The sequence below is a fragment of the Aliivibrio sp. EL58 genome (assembly GCF_900312675.1).
Taxonomy (GTDB): Bacteria; Pseudomonadota; Gammaproteobacteria; order Enterobacterales; family Vibrionaceae; genus Aliivibrio.
Map to the genome: position 1 here is coordinate 45,848 of NZ_OMPC01000011.1, position 16,744 is coordinate 62,591.

At 40.2% G+C, this 16,744-nt stretch carries 14 protein-coding genes; 13 read left to right on the plus strand and 1 reads right to left on the minus strand.

Annotation, left to right across the window (positions count from 1 at the left end; translation table 11 throughout):
* The first annotated feature begins 161 nt into the window (after positions 1-161).
* Genes recO through acpS form a run of 3 tightly spaced genes read left to right on the plus strand, consistent with a single transcriptional unit; the run spans position 162 to position 1,986 of the window.
* Positions 162-878, plus strand: a complete 717-nt coding sequence (gene recO, locus ED622_RS17570; RefSeq protein ID WP_122036307.1) for a DNA repair protein RecO — start codon at positions 162-164, stop codon at positions 876-878.
* Complete coding sequence (gene pdxJ / locus ED622_RS17575; protein ID WP_122036309.1) at positions 875-1,606, plus strand: pyridoxine 5'-phosphate synthase; 732 nt, start codon at positions 875-877, stop codon at positions 1,604-1,606. The genes recO and pdxJ overlap by 4 nt, the downstream gene beginning before the upstream one ends.
* Positions 1,606-1,986 carry a holo-ACP synthase gene (acpS, locus tag ED622_RS17580; protein WP_122036311.1) on the plus strand — a complete coding sequence of 127 codons (381 nt, stop codon included), beginning with the start codon at positions 1,606-1,608 and terminating at the stop codon, positions 1,984-1,986. Before pdxJ ends, acpS begins: the two co-directional genes overlap by 1 nt.
* A 6-nt stretch (positions 1,987-1,992) precedes the next feature.
* Here acpS and barA read toward each other — a convergent pair whose 3' ends face one another.
* Positions 1,993-4,782 carry a two-component sensor histidine kinase BarA gene (gene barA / locus ED622_RS17585; protein ID WP_122036313.1) on the minus strand — a complete coding sequence of 930 codons (2,790 nt, stop codon included), beginning with the start codon at positions 4,780-4,782 and terminating at the stop codon, positions 1,993-1,995.
* A 174-nt stretch (positions 4,783-4,956) separates the two neighbouring features.
* On the opposite strand from barA, the gene rlmD reads away from it, so the two are divergent.
* The 10 genes from rlmD to truD all read left to right on the plus strand — a co-directional run bounded on the left by rlmD (position 4,957) and on the right by truD (position 16,723).
* Positions 4,957-6,273, plus strand: a complete 1,317-nt coding sequence (rlmD, locus tag ED622_RS17590) for a 23S rRNA (uracil(1939)-C(5))-methyltransferase RlmD (protein WP_162922567.1) — start codon at positions 4,957-4,959, stop codon at positions 6,271-6,273.
* Between the two features lie 77 nt (positions 6,274-6,350).
* Complete coding sequence (gene relA / locus ED622_RS17595; protein ID WP_122036318.1) at positions 6,351-8,588, plus strand: GTP diphosphokinase; 2,238 nt, start codon at positions 6,351-6,353, stop codon at positions 8,586-8,588.
* Between the two features lie 202 nt (positions 8,589-8,790).
* The gene (locus ED622_RS17600; protein ID WP_122036320.1) at positions 8,791-9,924 is read left to right on the plus strand and encodes a flagellin; all 1,134 of its coding nucleotides are present in this window, start codon (positions 8,791-8,793) and stop codon (positions 9,922-9,924) included.
* Positions 9,925-10,033: 109 nt separating this feature from the next.
* Positions 10,034-10,855, plus strand: a complete 822-nt coding sequence (gene mazG, locus ED622_RS17605) for a nucleoside triphosphate pyrophosphohydrolase (RefSeq protein ID WP_122036449.1) — start codon at positions 10,034-10,036, stop codon at positions 10,853-10,855.
* 131 nt (positions 10,856-10,986) lie between these two features.
* Complete coding sequence (locus tag ED622_RS17610) at positions 10,987-12,627, plus strand: CTP synthase (protein ID WP_122036322.1); 1,641 nt, start codon at positions 10,987-10,989, stop codon at positions 12,625-12,627.
* Between the two features lie 78 nt (positions 12,628-12,705).
* Positions 12,706-14,004, plus strand: a complete 1,299-nt coding sequence (gene eno / locus ED622_RS17615) for a phosphopyruvate hydratase (protein WP_122036324.1) — start codon at positions 12,706-12,708, stop codon at positions 14,002-14,004.
* Between the two features lie 173 nt (positions 14,005-14,177).
* Positions 14,178-14,462, plus strand: a complete 285-nt coding sequence (gene ftsB / locus ED622_RS17620; protein WP_122036326.1) for a cell division protein FtsB — start codon at positions 14,178-14,180, stop codon at positions 14,460-14,462.
* A 3-nt stretch (positions 14,463-14,465) separates the two neighbouring features.
* On the plus strand, positions 14,466-15,182 hold the full coding sequence (gene ispD, locus ED622_RS17625) for a 2-C-methyl-D-erythritol 4-phosphate cytidylyltransferase (protein ID WP_122036328.1): 717 nt from the start codon (positions 14,466-14,468) through the stop codon (positions 15,180-15,182).
* Positions 15,182-15,661 (plus strand): 2-C-methyl-D-erythritol 2,4-cyclodiphosphate synthase, encoded by a 480-nt coding sequence (ispF, locus tag ED622_RS17630; protein ID WP_122036330.1) that lies wholly within the window; start codon positions 15,182-15,184, stop codon positions 15,659-15,661. Before ispD ends, ispF begins: the two co-directional genes overlap by 1 nt.
* A 15-nt stretch (positions 15,662-15,676) precedes the next feature.
* Entirely contained in the window at positions 15,677-16,723 is a 1,047-nt protein-coding gene (gene truD, locus ED622_RS17635; protein WP_122036332.1) for a tRNA pseudouridine(13) synthase TruD, read from the plus strand.
* Positions 16,724-16,744: the final 21 nt, after the last annotated feature.

Here is a 16,744-nt window from a genome sequence, read left to right on the forward strand (position 1 = left end):
AAACGATAAGATCTAGAACAAGATCCCGAATAACTTAATCAAATTAATTTAAGTTGTTTGGGATTTTTTATTATAGCGAAATACATCTTTTATAGTATCTAGAAGCGAAGCGTTTATAGTTAGCGAAGCGCATAGTGCATACTTTTTTATAGGTAAGAAACGTGGAAGAAGGCTTACAACGTTGTTTTGTCCTGCACCGAAGACCATATAGTGAAAGCAGTCTTATTTTAGATGTGTTTAGCGAAGAGTATGGCCGTTTATCTATTATATCTAAAGGTGCGCGAAGTAAGCGCTCCAACCTCAAAGGTGTATTGCAAGCGTTTACCCCATTACTTATGAAATGGTCGGGTAAAGGTTCGATGCGAACATTGCGTCAAGCTGAGAGCATCAGTCTTGCTATTCCTCTTACCGGTATTAATCTCTATTCAGCCATGTATATCAATGAACTGTTGGTGCGTGTGATTGAACAAGAAACCCCATATCCAGCTCTTTTTTTAGACTACCTCACCGCGTTAACTGAGTTAGCACAAACCAAAAACCCAGAACCAGCTTTACGACGTTTTGAATTAGCTTTGTTGTCTTCAATGGGCTACGGCGTAGATTTTTTACATTGTTCGGGCAGTGGTGAAATGGTTTCTCCAGAGATGACGTATCGTTATCGAGAGCAACAAGGTTTTATGGCATCTATTCGTCATGATCCCTTAATGAGCTTTAAAGGAAACGAATTGATTGCTATCAGTGAGCGACGATTTGTGACACCAGAGCAATTAAAAGCGGCAAAACGCTTTACACGCATAGCCTTAAAGCCGTATCTTGGCGGCAAGCCCCTAAAAAGTAGGGAACTGTTTCTTCCAAGAACAAGGAGTATTCTAAAATGAGTTCAATTTTACTTGGCGTTAATATCGATCACGTAGCCACCCTTAGAAATGCAAGAGGGACTAAATATCCAGATCCTGTACACGCTGCTGAAATCGCAGAGCGTGCTGGTGCTGCGGGTATTACGATTCATCTGCGTGAAGATCGTCGTCATATTAATGATCGTGATGTACGTATTCTGCGTGAAACGCTACAAACGCGAATGAACTTAGAAATGGCAGTGACGGATGAAATGGTTGGTATTGCGCTTGAAACACAACCTGAATTTGTTTGCTTAGTACCAGAGAAGCGTGAAGAGTTAACCACTGAAGGCGGCTTAAATGTCTTAGGCCAGCTTGAGAAAGTGAAGGCTGCAACGACAACGCTCTCTGATGCAGGTATTAAAGTGTCTCTATTTATTGATGCAGATAAAGAGCAAATTGATGCAGCGGTTGAATGCGGCGCGCCATATATTGAACTTCATACCGGTGCTTACGCTGATGCAAAAACAGAAGAAGCGCAGCAAGATGAGCTGAAAAAAATCGCAGCAGGCGCAAGTTATGCGGCTTCTAAAGGCCTCATTGTTAATGCTGGTCATGGCTTGACGTATCATAACGTTGAAGCGATTGCAGCTCTGCCAGAAATCTACGAATTAAACATCGGCCACTCAATTATGGGGCGTGCAGTGTTTGATGGTTTAGAAAAAGCTGTCGCGGATATGCACCGTATTATGCTTGGTGCTCGTAAGTAATGGCAATTGTTGGTCTAGGGACTGATATCGCTGAAATAGAAAGGGTTGATAAAGCCCTTTCTCGTTCAGGAGATGCGTTCGCTGAGCGCATCTTAAGTGTATCTGAATTTAATAAATATCAATCATTAAAGCAAAAAGGACGTTTCTTAGCTAAACGTTTTGCAGCAAAAGAAGCCGCTTCTAAAGCGTTAGGTACCGGTATTGCTCACGGTGTTACCTTTCATGATTTTACAATCTCTAATGATGAGAATGGTAAGCCGCTATTAACACTCTCAGGTAAGGCGCTTGCTTTATCACAACAAAAGAGTGTCTCTCATATTCACCTTACTATTTCTGATGAGCGTCATTACGCTGTAGCGACTGTTATTTTTGAATCCTGAATTAAGCTATTGCAAGCATTGAGAAGCATCTTGTGTAACTTTAGTCATTTCGTCTTGCAGCTCAAATAGTTCAGGTTCAACTTCTTCAATGGAACTATCTTGTCGTAGAGCCGTTTCAATTAAATTACAAAGCTGCTTTAATCTTGGAACACCACAATATGAGCTGCTGCCATGCAGTTTATGTATATAGTGACAAAGCTCTTCAGTAGAAGAGTTTCCTGCAATGGCCTTTTCAACCCAATCATCGACCTCTGGAATAAATTCAATCAGCATCTGTAGCATTTCTTTAGCGAGATCTTCTTTTCCTGCCGATTGCTTTAATGCGGCTTCCCAATCAATGCTACTATTCTTATTACTGCTTGCTTCTTCAACATGCAGTGCAGGAATTTCGTCGGCTAAGATCTCTATTTTTTCAACATCCGTCGTATCGGTTAACGGACTCCAGTGAATAATGACTTGTTGAAGCACATGCTCTTCAATTGGTTTTGTAAGGTAGTCATCCATGCCTTCGCTGATTAATCGCTCTCGTTCGCCAGCCATAGCATGGGCAGTAACTGCAACCACAGGAGTTTGTGCATTTAAGACCGTTTTACGGATCTCTTTACATGCCATCACGCCATCCATTTTTGGCATTTGAATATCCATTAAGATGATATCAAACTTTTGCTCTGTGGCTTGTTGCACCGCATCGATACCATTTTTACAGGTAACCACTGTCTCTACTTGTTCGTGTAATAAAGCAGAAATAAGTTTGAGGTTTGCTGGATTATCATCAACCGCCATCACTTTAATCGGTAAACGCTGAGGTCCTTCGTGAGAGGCCATTAAATCCGGTAAAGTAGGTATTTGTTCTAATTGCTTATGGTTGAGTAAAGCATCAAGCAATTTTTTCTTAGCGAATGGCTTCGATAAACAAGTAATGTGAGTCTGTTGATTTAACTCCTCAGTGAGAGCAAGCTCTGTACTTGGTAAGCCGATAATCACGGTTGGGCAATAAGGCGCGAGTTTATTTGAGATCTTTTGTAATGATTGCGCTGTTGGCTTAGCGGTCGAGCTTAAGCTGATTAGAGCGAAATCATGAGGTTCAATATTATCGGGCAGTGTTGAGCGGTAAGTGACAAAGACACCGTGATTGATAAATTGCTGTTGTAAAATAGAAGCTGATTGCATATTTGGTTCTATTAATAACAGCTTTTTCTTATCTAATTGGGCAACATCACGTTCATCAATCATAGGCAGATCTGTTGAGTTCATTTTGATAGTAAACCAAAAGGTTGAACCTTGGTGAAGACGACTACTAAGGCCTATCTCTCCACCCATTTGAGCCACTAATTTTTGAGTAATAACTAGGCCTAAACCAGTACCACCATAACGGCGTGAAATGCTAGCATCTGCTTGGCTAAATGCTTGGAATAATTGAGCCTGTTGGCGCTCTGAAATACCAATGCCAGTATCACGAACCACAAATTGAAGATCAATGCTGTCGTTATGTAAGTGTTTTAATTCAACCGAAATATCGATGTTACCTTTTTCGGTAAATTTAATTGAGTTACCAACGAGATTATTAAGTACTTGTTGGATTCGAAGTGGATCTCCGATAAGCCCAGAAGGTACGCGTTGATCAATTTTTAATGTGATTTCTAAGCCTTTTTCATGCGCACTTGGAGCAAGTAGGCTAACCACTTCATCTAGACTGTCTTGGAAGTTAAATGGCAGGTTCTCTAGTAATAACTTACCCGCCTCCAGTTTCGAGAAATCTAAAATATCGTTGATGATAGTTAATAAGTTATTTGCTGAACGTTCAATGGTTTGTAAATAATCTTGTTGGTTATTAGACAGTGATGTTTTTAGCATTTGACGGGTAAAGCCAATAACACCATTAAGTGGGGTTCTTAGCTCGTGAGACATGTTTGCTAAGAACTCTGACTTAACCCGCGCCGCTTCTTGAGCACGTTTTTTTGCAATATCTAATTCAACGTTTTGAATTTCTAATTGCTCTAAGGTTTCACGTAAATCAGAGGTCGCTTGGTCGATACTTTGCTGCATCTCAACATGATACTCAGACAAAGAGATAGCCATCGCATTGATACCATTTTTAAGGGTATCTAGCTCGCCATGCAATTTATTCTCAATTCGTACATTCAAATGGCCACGACGAATACGGTCCACTACGCTGACCATGTGTGAAATAGGCTGAGTGACATCTTGCATCAAACGATAAGCAAAGACGCCTGATAAGCTCAATCCAAGGATTAATACAATCAAGGCAGAGAATATTTCTTGGTACTGCTGTAAGCGTAGACTGGATAAGTCTAGTTCAATGGCGATGTAACCTAGAGGCTCATTGATATGAGAGGCGTCAAAATTGGCAGAGAACTGTCCTTCAGGGAGAATAGGCGTTCGTAATATTAAAGACTCTTCTTGAAAAGAAATATTAAGTAATAGTGGGATCGGTTTATCTTTAGGAAACGTTAAGCTTTCAAAATTAGGATGGAAGTTAGAAGTAACGAACAGTTCGTGATGCTCATCAAATACGGCAATACTGCGAACAATTTTAGAGTGCTTTCGATGCGCATAGCTTATTAGACGACGAACGGCTTCACGGTTTTTTCCCGTCATACCATACTCACTTGAGATGGCTAGCGGTTCAATAATGCTGGTGCCACTCGAAATGAGCTGAGCTTCCAAATCATTGTATCGATTCATGGTAAAGAAGCCACTAAGTAGCAAACCGATAATTAATGTAGGCGCCAGTGTCAGGGTAATAACACGTGCGCGTAAACCGTATTTTGTCATATTGATTCGTTCTTATTAACTTCCTTGAGCGAGTAGCTTAATCAAGTTAACGAGTAAGCTCAATTATTCTATGTAGAAATCGTAAGTTGAAACACAAATCAATGCCCATTCTGCACTACATCTTAATATTGTTTGGGTATAATGGCGCTAATTTTGGTAAATCAGGCAATAATCATGGCGCAATTCTTCAAACCTAAAAAGAAAGCTTCAGTAAACACAAAGCATCAATCTGTTGATGTGGTTCGATTAGATCACAATGGCGCAGGTGTCGCTTTTGTAGATAAGAGACCAGTATTTATTGAAGGTGCTTTACCTGAAGAAAAAGCGATTATTCAATTTATCGAACAGAAAAAACAATACTCTCGAGCTAAGCTTATCAAGCTGACGGAAAAAAGCCCAAAGCGTCAAGATGCGATTTGTGAGTATTATCATGAGTGTGGTGGTTGCAATTTACAGCACCTTCAACACGATGAGCAAATTGTCGCAAAAAATATTAAGCTGCAAGAGCTAATGCAAAAACAAGGCGTTGAACCTTGTGAGATGGTTGAGCCGATTGTTGGTGATGACAAAGCCTATCGCCGTCGAGCTCGTATTAGTTTGATGTTTAATAAACAAACGAATCAGCTTGATTTTGGGTTTCGTAAGAAGCAAAGCAAAGCGATTGTAAATGTTCGCCATTGCCCAGTATTAGTGAATGAACTTGATCAACATCTAACGTCACTTTATGAATTATTAAATTCATTTAAATCGAAAAAGCATCTAGGACATGTAGAGTTAGTTCAAGCAGATAATGGCAGTGTCTTATTAATCCGCCATCTGGTTGATTTTAATAAAACTGACCATCAAGCATTACTCTCTTATTGTGAAGAGCGTGATTTGATCTTGTATTTAATGCCGGAATCAGATGTCTTAAATCATGTTCATGGTGAAGATCCATATTATCTTATTGATGGCGCTAAAATTTACTTTACTCCAAAAGACTTTATTCAAGTTAATGGTGATGTGAATACAAAGATGGTTCATCAAGCTCTTTCTTGGTTAGATCTAAAAGAAAATGACACCGTATTAGACCTATTTTGTGGCTTAGGCAATTTTAGTCTACCTTTGGCTCAAAAAGTAGAAAGTGTCATTGGTATTGAAGGTGTTGATGAAATGGTTCAACGCGCGCAACAGAATGCCAAAAGTAATAAATTATCGAATGTCACATTTTATCAGGCTAATTTAGAAGAAAGTATTGATGAGCAAGTGTGGTCTAGAACAAAGTTTACAAAGATTTTACTCGATCCTGCCAGAGCAGGGGCTGCAGGAGTGATGCAAACTGTGGCAAAATTGAAACCTGAAACCGTGGTTTATGTATCGTGTAATCCGGCAACACTTGCACGCGATAGCCAATTACTTATTCAACACGGTTACAAGCTGACTAGGCTAGGAATGCTTGACATGTTCCCACATACAGGACATTTAGAATCTATGGCCTTGTTTGAGCGATAACTGGTAGTAAAAAATACCAAAGACGCTAAATGGAAGCCAAACAGAATCATTATAAAATTGGATTATAGGAAACGAACATGGTCGCAGTTCGCGGAGCACATCTTAAGGAAAATGAAGCGTTCGAGTTAGGTGAATGGATCACCAGCCTTGAGCAAGATAAAAACACCTCAAAAAAATTGACTGAGGTGTATAAGCAATGTGAAGAGTTAGTCGCTTCTCATAAAGAAGGACAGCTCTTGCTATGGCGTGGTCGTGAGATGATCGAAATATTGATCACCTTAAGCATGGACAAGCCAACACTTATTGCAGCTCAGTTATTCCCTTTGGTTTCTTCTGGTGTTTTAGACAGAGAAACGCTAACTGAGCACTATAATAAAGAAATTGAAAAGCTGATTGATGGCGTTGAAGAGATGGATGCCATTGGTCAATTGAATGCGTCTGTAGATGCGGAGTCGGCATCTTCTCAGGTGGATAATATTCGTCGAATGCTACTTGCGATGGTGGATGACTTTCGTTGTGTGATCATAAAATTAGCGGAGCGTATCTGTAATTTACGTGAAGTTAAAAATGAACCTGATGAAGTGCGTCGTGCTGCAGCAAAAGAGTGTAATAACTTATATGCTCCATTAGCAAACCGCTTAGGTATTGGTCAATTAAAGTGGGAAATTGAAGATTACTCTTTTCGTTACCAACATCCTGATACTTATAAAAAAATAGCTAAACAGTTATCTGAACGACGTATTGTTCGTGAGCAGTATATCGAGGATTTTGTCACTGGGCTCAGTGATGAAATGCAAGAGTACAACATTAATGCTGAAGTAAGCGGCCGTCCAAAACATATCTACAGCATTTGGCGCAAGATGCAGAAAAAGAGCTTGGCATTTGACGAGCTATTTGATGTGCGTGCAGTACGAATTATCGCTGACCAACTGCAAGATTGTTATGCCGCTCTTGGGGTTGTGCATACTAAATTTAAGCACTTACCTAGTGAGTTTGATGACTATGTTGCGAACCCAAAACCTAATGGCTATCAATCAATTCATACCGTTGTTCTTGGTCCTGAAGGCAAAACTATTGAGATCCAGATCCGTACTAAGGATATGCATGAAGACTCTGAGTTAGGGGTTGCAGCGCACTGGAAATACAAAGAAGGTTCATCAAACAGCAGTCGCAGTGGCTATGATGAAAAAATTACGTGGCTACGTAAGCTGCTTGATTGGCAAGAAGAGATGTCTGATTCTGGCGAAATGCTGGATGAGCTACGAAGCCAAGTTTTTGATGATCGAGTTTATGCCTTTACGCCACGCGGTGATGTAGTCGATTTACCTATGGGTGCTACGCCGTTGGATTTTGCTTACCACATTCACTCTGAAGTAGGGCATCGTTGTATTGGTGCGAAAGTGGGTGGACGAATTGTTCCATTTACGCATCAATTAACTATGGGTGATCAAGTTGAAATTATTACCCAAAAAGAACCTAATCCATCACGAGATTGGTTAAATCCAACTCTTGGTTTTGTTAATTCAGGCCGTGCTCGCGCTAAGATCAACGCATGGTTTAGAAAGCAGAGTCGTGAGAAAAATCTTGATGCAGGTAAAGAGATTTTAGAAACTGAATTAGCGAAGATTGGGGGCACATTAAAAGACGCAGAGCGATATGCTTTAAAACGTTTTAATGTTAATTCAACCGATGAGTTATTTGCTGGTGTAGGTAGTGGTGATCTCCGTATTAACCAAGTGATTAATCATATTAATGCATTAATCAATAAACCAACAGCAGAGCAAGAAGATCAAAAAGCACTAGAACAATTACAAGAGTCTGAAGCCAAAGCACAAGCTCATGCTCAAGCACAGAATAAGAAACGTAATGATGCGGTTGTTGTAGAAGGTGTCGATAACTTAATGACACACCTTGCCCGTTGTTGTCAGCCGATCCCAGGTGATCCAATCGCAGGCTATATTACCCAAGGCCGTGGTATCTCAGTTCACCGTAGTGATTGTGATCAGCTTAATGAGCTACGTCATCATGCAGCAGAGCGTATTATTGATACGGTGTGGGGCAGTGGCTTTGAGGGTTCTTATATCTTAACCCTACGAGTGACAGCAATGGATCGTTCAGGTCTATTAAAAGATCTCACTACACTCTTTGCGAATGAAAAAGTAAAAGTATCAGGAATGAAGAGCCGAAATGATCATAAAAAACAGCTGACGATCATGGACTTTGATCTTGAAGTATTTAATGCGGATATCCTTAGTCGATTAATTACTCGTGTTGAGCAAGTGAAAGACGTAATGGAAGCGATGCGATTATCGTAATAAAGTACTTATTAAGCATATATAGCTAAATTATTGATTCATAATAATTATATTTTAAAGCCAAATGTTATTTACAACATTTGGCTTTTTTTTTGAAAAAATAATTCAAGTTCTGAAATTTCAGGCCGTAAATAAATGTATCAACGATGAATTATAGGCTTCTATCCTATAACAATAAATGAAGCCGACCGGAGCAAACATTATGTCAATTTCAGTAAATACAAACATCTCAGCAATGACAGCACAACGTTACATGAACAATGCAACTGCTGCTCAAACTGATTCAATGGAGAAATTGTCTTCAGGCTCAAAAATCAACAGCGCTGCTGATGATGCTTCTGGTCTGCAAATTTCAAATCGTATGACAGCACAAACTCGTGGTTTAGATGTTGCTGTTCGTAACGCTAATGACGGTATGTCAATTGCGCAAACGGCAGAAGGCGCAATGAAAGAAACGACCAACGTACTTCAACGTTTACGTGACTTATCGCTACAATCTTCAAATGGCTCAAATACTGACGCTGACCGTAAAGCGATGCAAGAAGAAGCAAGTTCATTAACTGATGAGCTGAATCGTATTGCTGAAACCACTTCTTTTGGTGGTACTCGTTTAATTAACGGTGAGTTTGGTACAAAATCTTTCCAAATTGGTGCTGATTCAGGTGAAGCAGTGGCAATGACACTAAACAGCATGCGTGCTGATGAGTCGACAATGGGTGGTAAATCTTACTTCGCTGAAGAAGGTCGCGATATCAACTGGAAAGTAGGTGCAGAAAACACGCAGTTTAATGTGACATACAATGATAAAAACGGTAATCCTCAAGAAATCAACATCTCAGCAAAAGCAGGTGATGATATTGAAGAGTTAGCGACGTACATTAATGGTCAAACGAACGAATTAAGTGCTTCAGTGACTGAAGATGGCGTACTTCAAGTGTTCATGTCAGGCGAAACTATCTCTTCTCCATTAGAGTTCAATGGCTCTCTAGCAAATGAATTAAAAATGGGTGGCGAGTCGGACGATACTGTTGCATCTATGGACCTTACAACCGTTGGTGGCGCACAGCGTTCAATTGATGTGATTGATGCCGCTCTAGAATACGTTGATGGTAATCGTGCTTCATTAGGTGCATTCCAAAACCGTTTTGAAAGTGCAGTTAAAAACTTAACAAACATTAACGAAAACATCACGGATTCAAATAGCCAAATTAAAGATACAGATTTTGCTAAAGAAACAACGAACTTAACTAAGACGCAAATTTTAAGTCAATCAAGTTCGTCAATCCTAGCACAAGCAAAACAAGCGCCAAGCATGGCAATGAGCTTATTAGGCTAGGCTTTATGAAGCAAAAAGTTAAGCTACCTTAGCATTAAGGTATATGAATTTTGAAAAAGCGATGACTATAATGGTCATCGCTTTTTTGTTTTTAATCAAAGGTAAATCTATGACAGTTTCAAATAACCTTGAACAATTGCTTTCAATCATGACACAACTACGTGACAAAGAATCTGGTTGCCCGTGGGATAGAAAGCAAACCTTTGATTCTATTATTCCTCACACCATAGAAGAAACCTATGAAGTGGTGGACGCCATTCACAAAAAGGATTGGAGCAATTTAAAAGAAGAGTTAGGAGATTTATTGTTTCAAGTGGTTTTCTATTCTCAAATTGCCAAAGAAGAGCAGTTATTTGATTTCAATGATGTGCTTGATACATTAAATGAAAAATTAGTTCGTAGGCACCCTCATGTCTTTAGTGATGAAGTGTTCTCATCAGAAGAGGAGATAACAGCGAATTGGGATAAAGTGAAGCAACAAGAGCGCTTGGTAAAAGAAGAGTTAGATAGCCCGTCACAAGCACAGCAGAGCATCTTAGATTCGATTCCTAGTGCCTTACCGGGCTTATTACGAGCAAATAAAATCCAGAAGCAGTGTGCAAAGGTGGGTTTTGATTGGGATGAGTTACAACCGGTTGCTGATAAGGTAAATGAAGAGGTTGCAGAGGTACTAGAGGAAGCACTGAAAAATCCACGAGATGAGAAGAAACTTGAAGAAGAATTAGGTGATTTACTTTTTGCTACAGTAAATTTTTCTCGTCATTTAGGAAAAAATCCTGAACAAGCTTTATGCAAGGCAAATGATAAATTTGAACGTCGTTTTCGTCAAATTGAAGCGAACGTCGCCAAAAAGAATAAAAAAATAGAGCAATGTGATTTAAATGAACTAGACTCAGAATGGGAAAATGTGAAGCGAAGTGAGCGGAATTGATTTGGAGCAAAAAATAAATCAATTAACTGTGATACTTTTCACGTTGTGGCGATAAAGCGGTTCTGGTATATTCACTTCCCGTCCAGATGAAATCCATTTTTATTCCTCATTACACCAATTTCAGGTAACGTATGACGACGAATTACATTTTTGTAACTGGCGGGGTTGTATCCTCACTAGGTAAAGGTATTGCAGCAGCATCATTAGCAGCTATTCTTGAAGCTCGTGGCTTAAAAGTCACTATGATGAAGCTTGACCCATACATCAACGTTGATCCAGGCACTATGAGCCCAACTCAACACGGTGAAGTATTCGTCACGGAAGACGGCGCAGAAACAGATCTAGACTTAGGTCACTATGAGCGCTTCATCCGCACCAAAATGACTAAGCGTAATAACTTTACAGCTGGTCGAGTATACGCAGATGTTCTACGTAAAGAACGTCGTGGCGATTACTTAGGTGCAACTATCCAAGTTATCCCTCATATCACGAATGCGATTAAAGAACGTGTTATCTCTGGCGCTGAAGGCCATGATATTGCAATCGTAGAAGTTGGTGGCACTGTTGGTGATATTGAATCTCTACCATTCATGGAAGCGATTCGTCAACTTGCTGTTGAGCTAGGCCGTGAACACACAATGTTTATGCATTTAACTCTTGTTCCTTACTTAGGTGCAGCGGGTGAGCTTAAAACTAAGCCGACTCAACACTCTGTAAAAGAACTACTTTCTATTGGTATCCAACCAGATATCCTAGTTTGTCGTTCAGACCGTGTTATCCCAGCAAACGAACGTAAGAAAATTGCTCTTTTCTGTAATGTACAAGAAAAAGCAGTTATCTCAATGAAAGACGTAGATTCAATCTACAAAATCCCACAACTAATCCGAGCGCAAGGTACTGATGAATTAGTATGTCAACGCTTTGGTATCACAGCTCCAGAAGCGGATCTGTCTGAGTGGGAACAAGTAATTTATGAAGAAGCTAACCCAACTGGTGAAGTTACTATCGGTATGGTTGGTAAATACATTGAATTACCAGACGCTTACAAGTCAGTAAATGAAGCATTAAAACATGCGGGCTTGAAAAATCGTCTAAACGTCACTATTAAATATGTAGACTCACAAGATGTTGAGTCTAAAGGAACTGAAATCCTAGAAGGTCTAGATGCAATTCTAGTTCCTGGTGGTTTCGGTGACCGCGGTATTGAAGGTAAGATCCTTGCTGCTCAATACGCTCGTGAAAATGCAGTACCATATTTAGGAATCTGTCTTGGTATGCAAGTTGCGCTGATTGAATATGCGCGTAACGTTGCTAATATGGAAGGGGCTCACTCTTCTGAATTCTCTAAAGACACTAAATTCCCAGTTGTTGGTCTAATCACTGAGTGGATTGATGGCGAAGGTAATGTTGAAGAGCGTACTGAGAAATCAGATTTAGGCGGTACAATGCGTCTTGGTTCTCAGCTATGTCACCTTGCAAAAGGCTCTAAAGCTCGTGAGCTTTACGGTAACGCAACTGTTGAAGAGCGTCACCGTCACCGTTATGAAGTAAATAACAATTTACTTCCTCAGCTTGAAAAAGCCGGTCTTAAAATTTCTGGTCTATCAGCTGATAAGAAGCTTGTGGAAATTATTGAACTTCCTAACCACCCATGGTTTGTGGCTGCTCAATTCCACCCAGAATTCACATCAACACCTCGTGATGGTCACCCATTATTTGAAGGTTTTGTTAAAGCAGCAGGCGAAAATGCTCGCGGTGAATTCGAAAAGTAATAGGATTTACGGATAGCTGCTCAATGTTGTAGTAGCTATTTTTAGCTTTTAAATTAAAGATAAAGTAGAGGAAACACAATGTCTAAGATCGTTAAAGTTCTAGGTCGTGAAATCATCGATTCTCGTGGTAACCCAACAGTTGAAGCTGAAGTTCACCTAGAAAGTGGTTTTGTAGGTATGGCTGCTGCTCCATCTGGCGCATCTACAGGTTCTCGTGAAGCTCTTGAGCTACGTGATGGCGACAAATCTCGTTTCCTAGGTAAAGGTGTTCTTAAAGCTATCGCAGCTGTAAATGGTCCAATCGCAGAAGCTCTAATCGGCAAAGACGCGAAAAACCAAGCTGAAATCGACCAAATCATGATCGATTTAGATGGTACAGAAAACAAAGCAAACTTTGGTGCTAACGCAATCCTTGCTGTTTCTCTAGCGAATGCTAAAGCGGCTGCAGCTGCTAAGTCTATGCCTCTTTACGCTCACATCGCTGACCTAAACGGCACTCCAGGCGTATTCTCTATGCCTCTACCAATGATGAACATCATCAACGGTGGCGAGCACGCTGATAACAACGTTGATATCCAAGAATTCATGATTCAACCTGTTGGCGCTAAAACGCTTAAAGAAGCTCTACGCATCGGCGCAGAAGTTTTCCACAACCTAGCTAAAGTTCTTAAGTCTAAAGGCTACAGCACTGCTGTTGGTGATGAAGGCGGTTTCGCTCCTAACCTTAAATCTAACGCTGAAGCGCTAGAAGTTATCGCAGAAGCTGTTGCAGCTGCTGGTTACGAGCTAGGTAAAGACGTTACTCTTGCTATGGACTGTGCTGCTTCTGAGTTCTTCAACAAAGAAGACGGTATCTACGACCTTAAAGGCGAAGGTAAGAAATTTACTGCTGAAGAATTCAACCATTACCTAGCTGGTCTTGTTGAGCAATTCCCAATCGTATCTATCGAAGATGGTCTAGACGAATCTGATTGGGCTGGCTTCAAGCACCAAACTGAACTTCTAGGTGACAAGATTCAACTAGTTGGTGACGATCTATTCGTTACAAACACTAAGATTCTTGCTCGTGGTATCGAAGAAGGCATCACTAACTCAATCCTTATCAAGTTCAACCAAATCGGTTCACTTACAGAGACTCTAGCTGCAATCAAGATGGCTAAAGATGCTGGTTTCACAGCAGTTATCTCTCACCGTTCTGGCGAAACTGAAGATGCAACAATTGCTGATCTAGCAGTTGGTACAGCTGCAGGTCAAATCAAAACTGGTTCTATGAGCCGTTCTGACCGTGTTGCTAAGTACAACCAACTTATCCGTATCGAAGAAGCTCTAGGTGAACTAGCGCCATTCAACGGTCTTAAAGAAGTTAAAGGTCAATAATCTCATTTTTTGAGAGTATGACTTAATTCTTTAATCGTTCGATTAGAATTTTGATACAAAAACCGTCTCATTTGAGGCGGTTTTTTTTATTTCCGCTAGACAGCTAGTGAAGTTCTAATGAGGGGTTGATATAGTTAGCTTTCTTTTATCATTGCCAATTTTGTGGAGCAATCATGCGCGCTTTTGCCCTTTTATTACTGATCACCTTAGGCTGGCTTCAATCGACGTTATGGTTTGGTAAGAATGGCCTGTCGGATTATGCAACAGTATCTGATGATGTCACCTTACAAGAAGAGGTTAATCAAGGATTACGAAACCGTAATGAGCAGATGTTTGCTGAGATTGATGACTTAAAAAAAGGCTCAGAAGCGATAGAAGAACGAGCTCGGCATGAGTTGGGAATGATAAAAAAAGGCGAAACTTTTTATCGAATTATTGATGAAGACAGTGAGGGATAATTGATGTCTATAATTTCTGATTTTTCAATTAGCGTTATTGTTCCTGCTGCTGGAGTGGGGAGCCGTATGAAAGCGGATCGCCCAAAACAGTATTTATTACTTGATGGAAAAACCATTTTAGAACATACCATTGAGCAATTACTGGCTTTTCCTAGTATTGATAAAGTGATAGTGGCTATTAGTGATACCGACCCTTACTTTGATGAATTGCCAATATCAAAAAATAAGCGGGTAATACGTGTATCAGGAGGCATAGAACGAGCAGATTCTGTACTTTCTGGCCTAGTATATTTAAAAGAACATCAACTCAGTGAGTGGGTAATGGTGCATGATGCTGCGCGTCCTTGTATTCGACATAATGACATTGAAAAATTGATCACTGAAGTTATCCCTCATCATATTGGAGGCATTCTGGCTTCTCCTGTACGGGATACAATGAAACAAGCCAATCCAGAGTCGACCATTGAAACCACCATTGACCGCAGTGTGTTATGGCATGCATTAACCCCGCAGCTTTTCATAACAGAGCTGTTGTATTCGGCATTAAAAACAGGATTAGAAAAAGGTTTATCGATTACTGATGAATCTTCCGCTATCGAATTAATGGGGTATCAGCCTAAACTCGTTCATGGGCGTGCCGATAACTTAAAAGTCACGCAACCTGAAGATCTTGATTTAGCTGAGTTCTATCTTCACAAAATGAAAAAGGAAACCAAATAATGAGAATTGGACACGGATTTGATGTACATAAATTTGGTGGCGAAGGCCCAGTCATTATCGGTGGTGTCAGTGTTCCTTATGAGCAAGGTTTAATTGCACATTCAGATGGTGATGTCGCACTTCATGCGTTGTGTGATGCATTACTTGGCGCAATAGCAGAAGGCGATATCGGACGACACTTTCCTGATACCGATGACAAGTGGAAAGGGGCTGATAGCCGAGCTTTGTTGAGAGATGTATACCGCAGAGTAAAAGAAAAAGGATTAGTTTTAGGTAATGCAGATGTGACTATCATCGCTCAAGCTCCTAAAATGGCACCGCATATAGAAGCAATGTGTAGTGCAATTGCTGAAGATTTAGAAACCAGTGTAGACAATGTAAACGTGAAAGCAACCACATCAGAGCGTTTAGGTTTTACTGGAAGAAAAGAAGGCATCGCTTGTGAAGCGGTGGTGCTGTTAGTTAAAACATCTTATTAATTAGAGATACATTCTATGTCAGACATCATGTCTAATTTTTCGTGGTTATACGGAAAACCAGTAGCAACAGGTAAATTAAAGCAACTACCAGAGCATTTCATTGTAAAAGAAGTGCTAGGTTTTTCGTTCACTGGTAAAGGTGAACATCTAATGGTTAAGATCCGTAAAACGGGTGAAAATACCAAATATGTTGCCAATGAATTAGCTAAATTTTGTGGTGTAAAATCAAAAGACATCAGCTGGGCTGGCTTAAAAGATCGTCATGCAGTGACAGAGCAATGGTTAAGTGTTCACTTACCAAAAAGCGATCATCTTAAATTTGCCTTATTTGAGGCGACACACCCAGGTGTTGAAATTTTAGAAATGACACGCCACAACAAAAAATTACGTCCAGGTGATCTTCTAGGAAACAGCTTTCAGTTAATTGCAACTGAAGTGACTGACATGGAAGATGTATTGGCTCGTTTAGAAAAAGTGAAGTTAACTGGTGTACCAAACTACTTTGGTGCTCAGCGTTTTGGTCATGAAGGTAATAACGTAACAGAAGCACGCCGTTGGGGCCGTGAAAATGTGCGCACTCGTGATAATACTAAGCGTAGCTTCTACCTGTCTGCTGCTCGTTCTTGGATTTTCAATCATATTGTTTCTCAAAGAATAACAGAGGGTTACTTCTCTCAACCTGTTGATGGTGATATTCTACTAGATCAAAATGATCGTATTGTAAATGAGAATGTGACATCAGAAGAGAGCATTCAAAAAATTCAAAATGGTGAATTGTCTATCTCTGCTGCACTAGCAGGTGATAACCAACTTCCTACGACAGATAAAGCACTTACGTTTGAGCAACCTCAGTTGGATGCTGAACCTGATTTAATGGCGCTGATCTGTGGTAACCGCATGCGTCATGAACGTCGCAGTGTTGAATTACATCCTGAGAATTTAACGTGGTCTTCTGAAGGCGATACGTTAACGCTGAGTTTCTCTTTAACATCAGGCAGTTTTGCAACTGTGATTGTGCGTGAATTGCTGCAAGAAATCGAAGTAGAGCGTACATACGCTTAATACCGTTTAGAATGAGAAGTG

Coding starts and splice junctions, on each gene's coding strand:
- barA (WP_122036313.1), bottom strand. CDS start 4,782: ATGACAAAATACGGTTTACGCGCACGTGTTATTACCCTGACACTGGCG.
- ED622_RS17610 (WP_122036322.1), top strand. CDS start 10,987: ATGACGACGAATTACATTTTTGTAACTGGCGGGGTTGTATCCTCACTA.
- ispD (WP_122036328.1), top strand. CDS start 14,466: ATGTCTATAATTTCTGATTTTTCAATTAGCGTTATTGTTCCTGCTGCT.
- ispF (WP_122036330.1), top strand. CDS start 15,182: ATGAGAATTGGACACGGATTTGATGTACATAAATTTGGTGGCGAAGGC.
- ED622_RS17600 (WP_122036320.1), top strand. CDS start 8,791: ATGTCAATTTCAGTAAATACAAACATCTCAGCAATGACAGCACAACGT.
- pdxJ (WP_122036309.1), top strand. CDS start 875: ATGAGTTCAATTTTACTTGGCGTTAATATCGATCACGTAGCCACCCTT.
- mazG (WP_122036449.1), top strand. CDS start 10,034: ATGACAGTTTCAAATAACCTTGAACAATTGCTTTCAATCATGACACAA.
- eno (WP_122036324.1), top strand. CDS start 12,706: ATGTCTAAGATCGTTAAAGTTCTAGGTCGTGAAATCATCGATTCTCGT.
- rlmD (WP_162922567.1), top strand. CDS start 4,957: ATGGCGCAATTCTTCAAACCTAAAAAGAAAGCTTCAGTAAACACAAAG.
- relA (WP_122036318.1), top strand. CDS start 6,351: ATGGTCGCAGTTCGCGGAGCACATCTTAAGGAAAATGAAGCGTTCGAG.
- ftsB (WP_122036326.1), top strand. CDS start 14,178: ATGCGCGCTTTTGCCCTTTTATTACTGATCACCTTAGGCTGGCTTCAA.
- acpS (WP_122036311.1), top strand. CDS start 1,606: ATGGCAATTGTTGGTCTAGGGACTGATATCGCTGAAATAGAAAGGGTT.
- truD (WP_122036332.1), top strand. CDS start 15,677: ATGTCAGACATCATGTCTAATTTTTCGTGGTTATACGGAAAACCAGTA.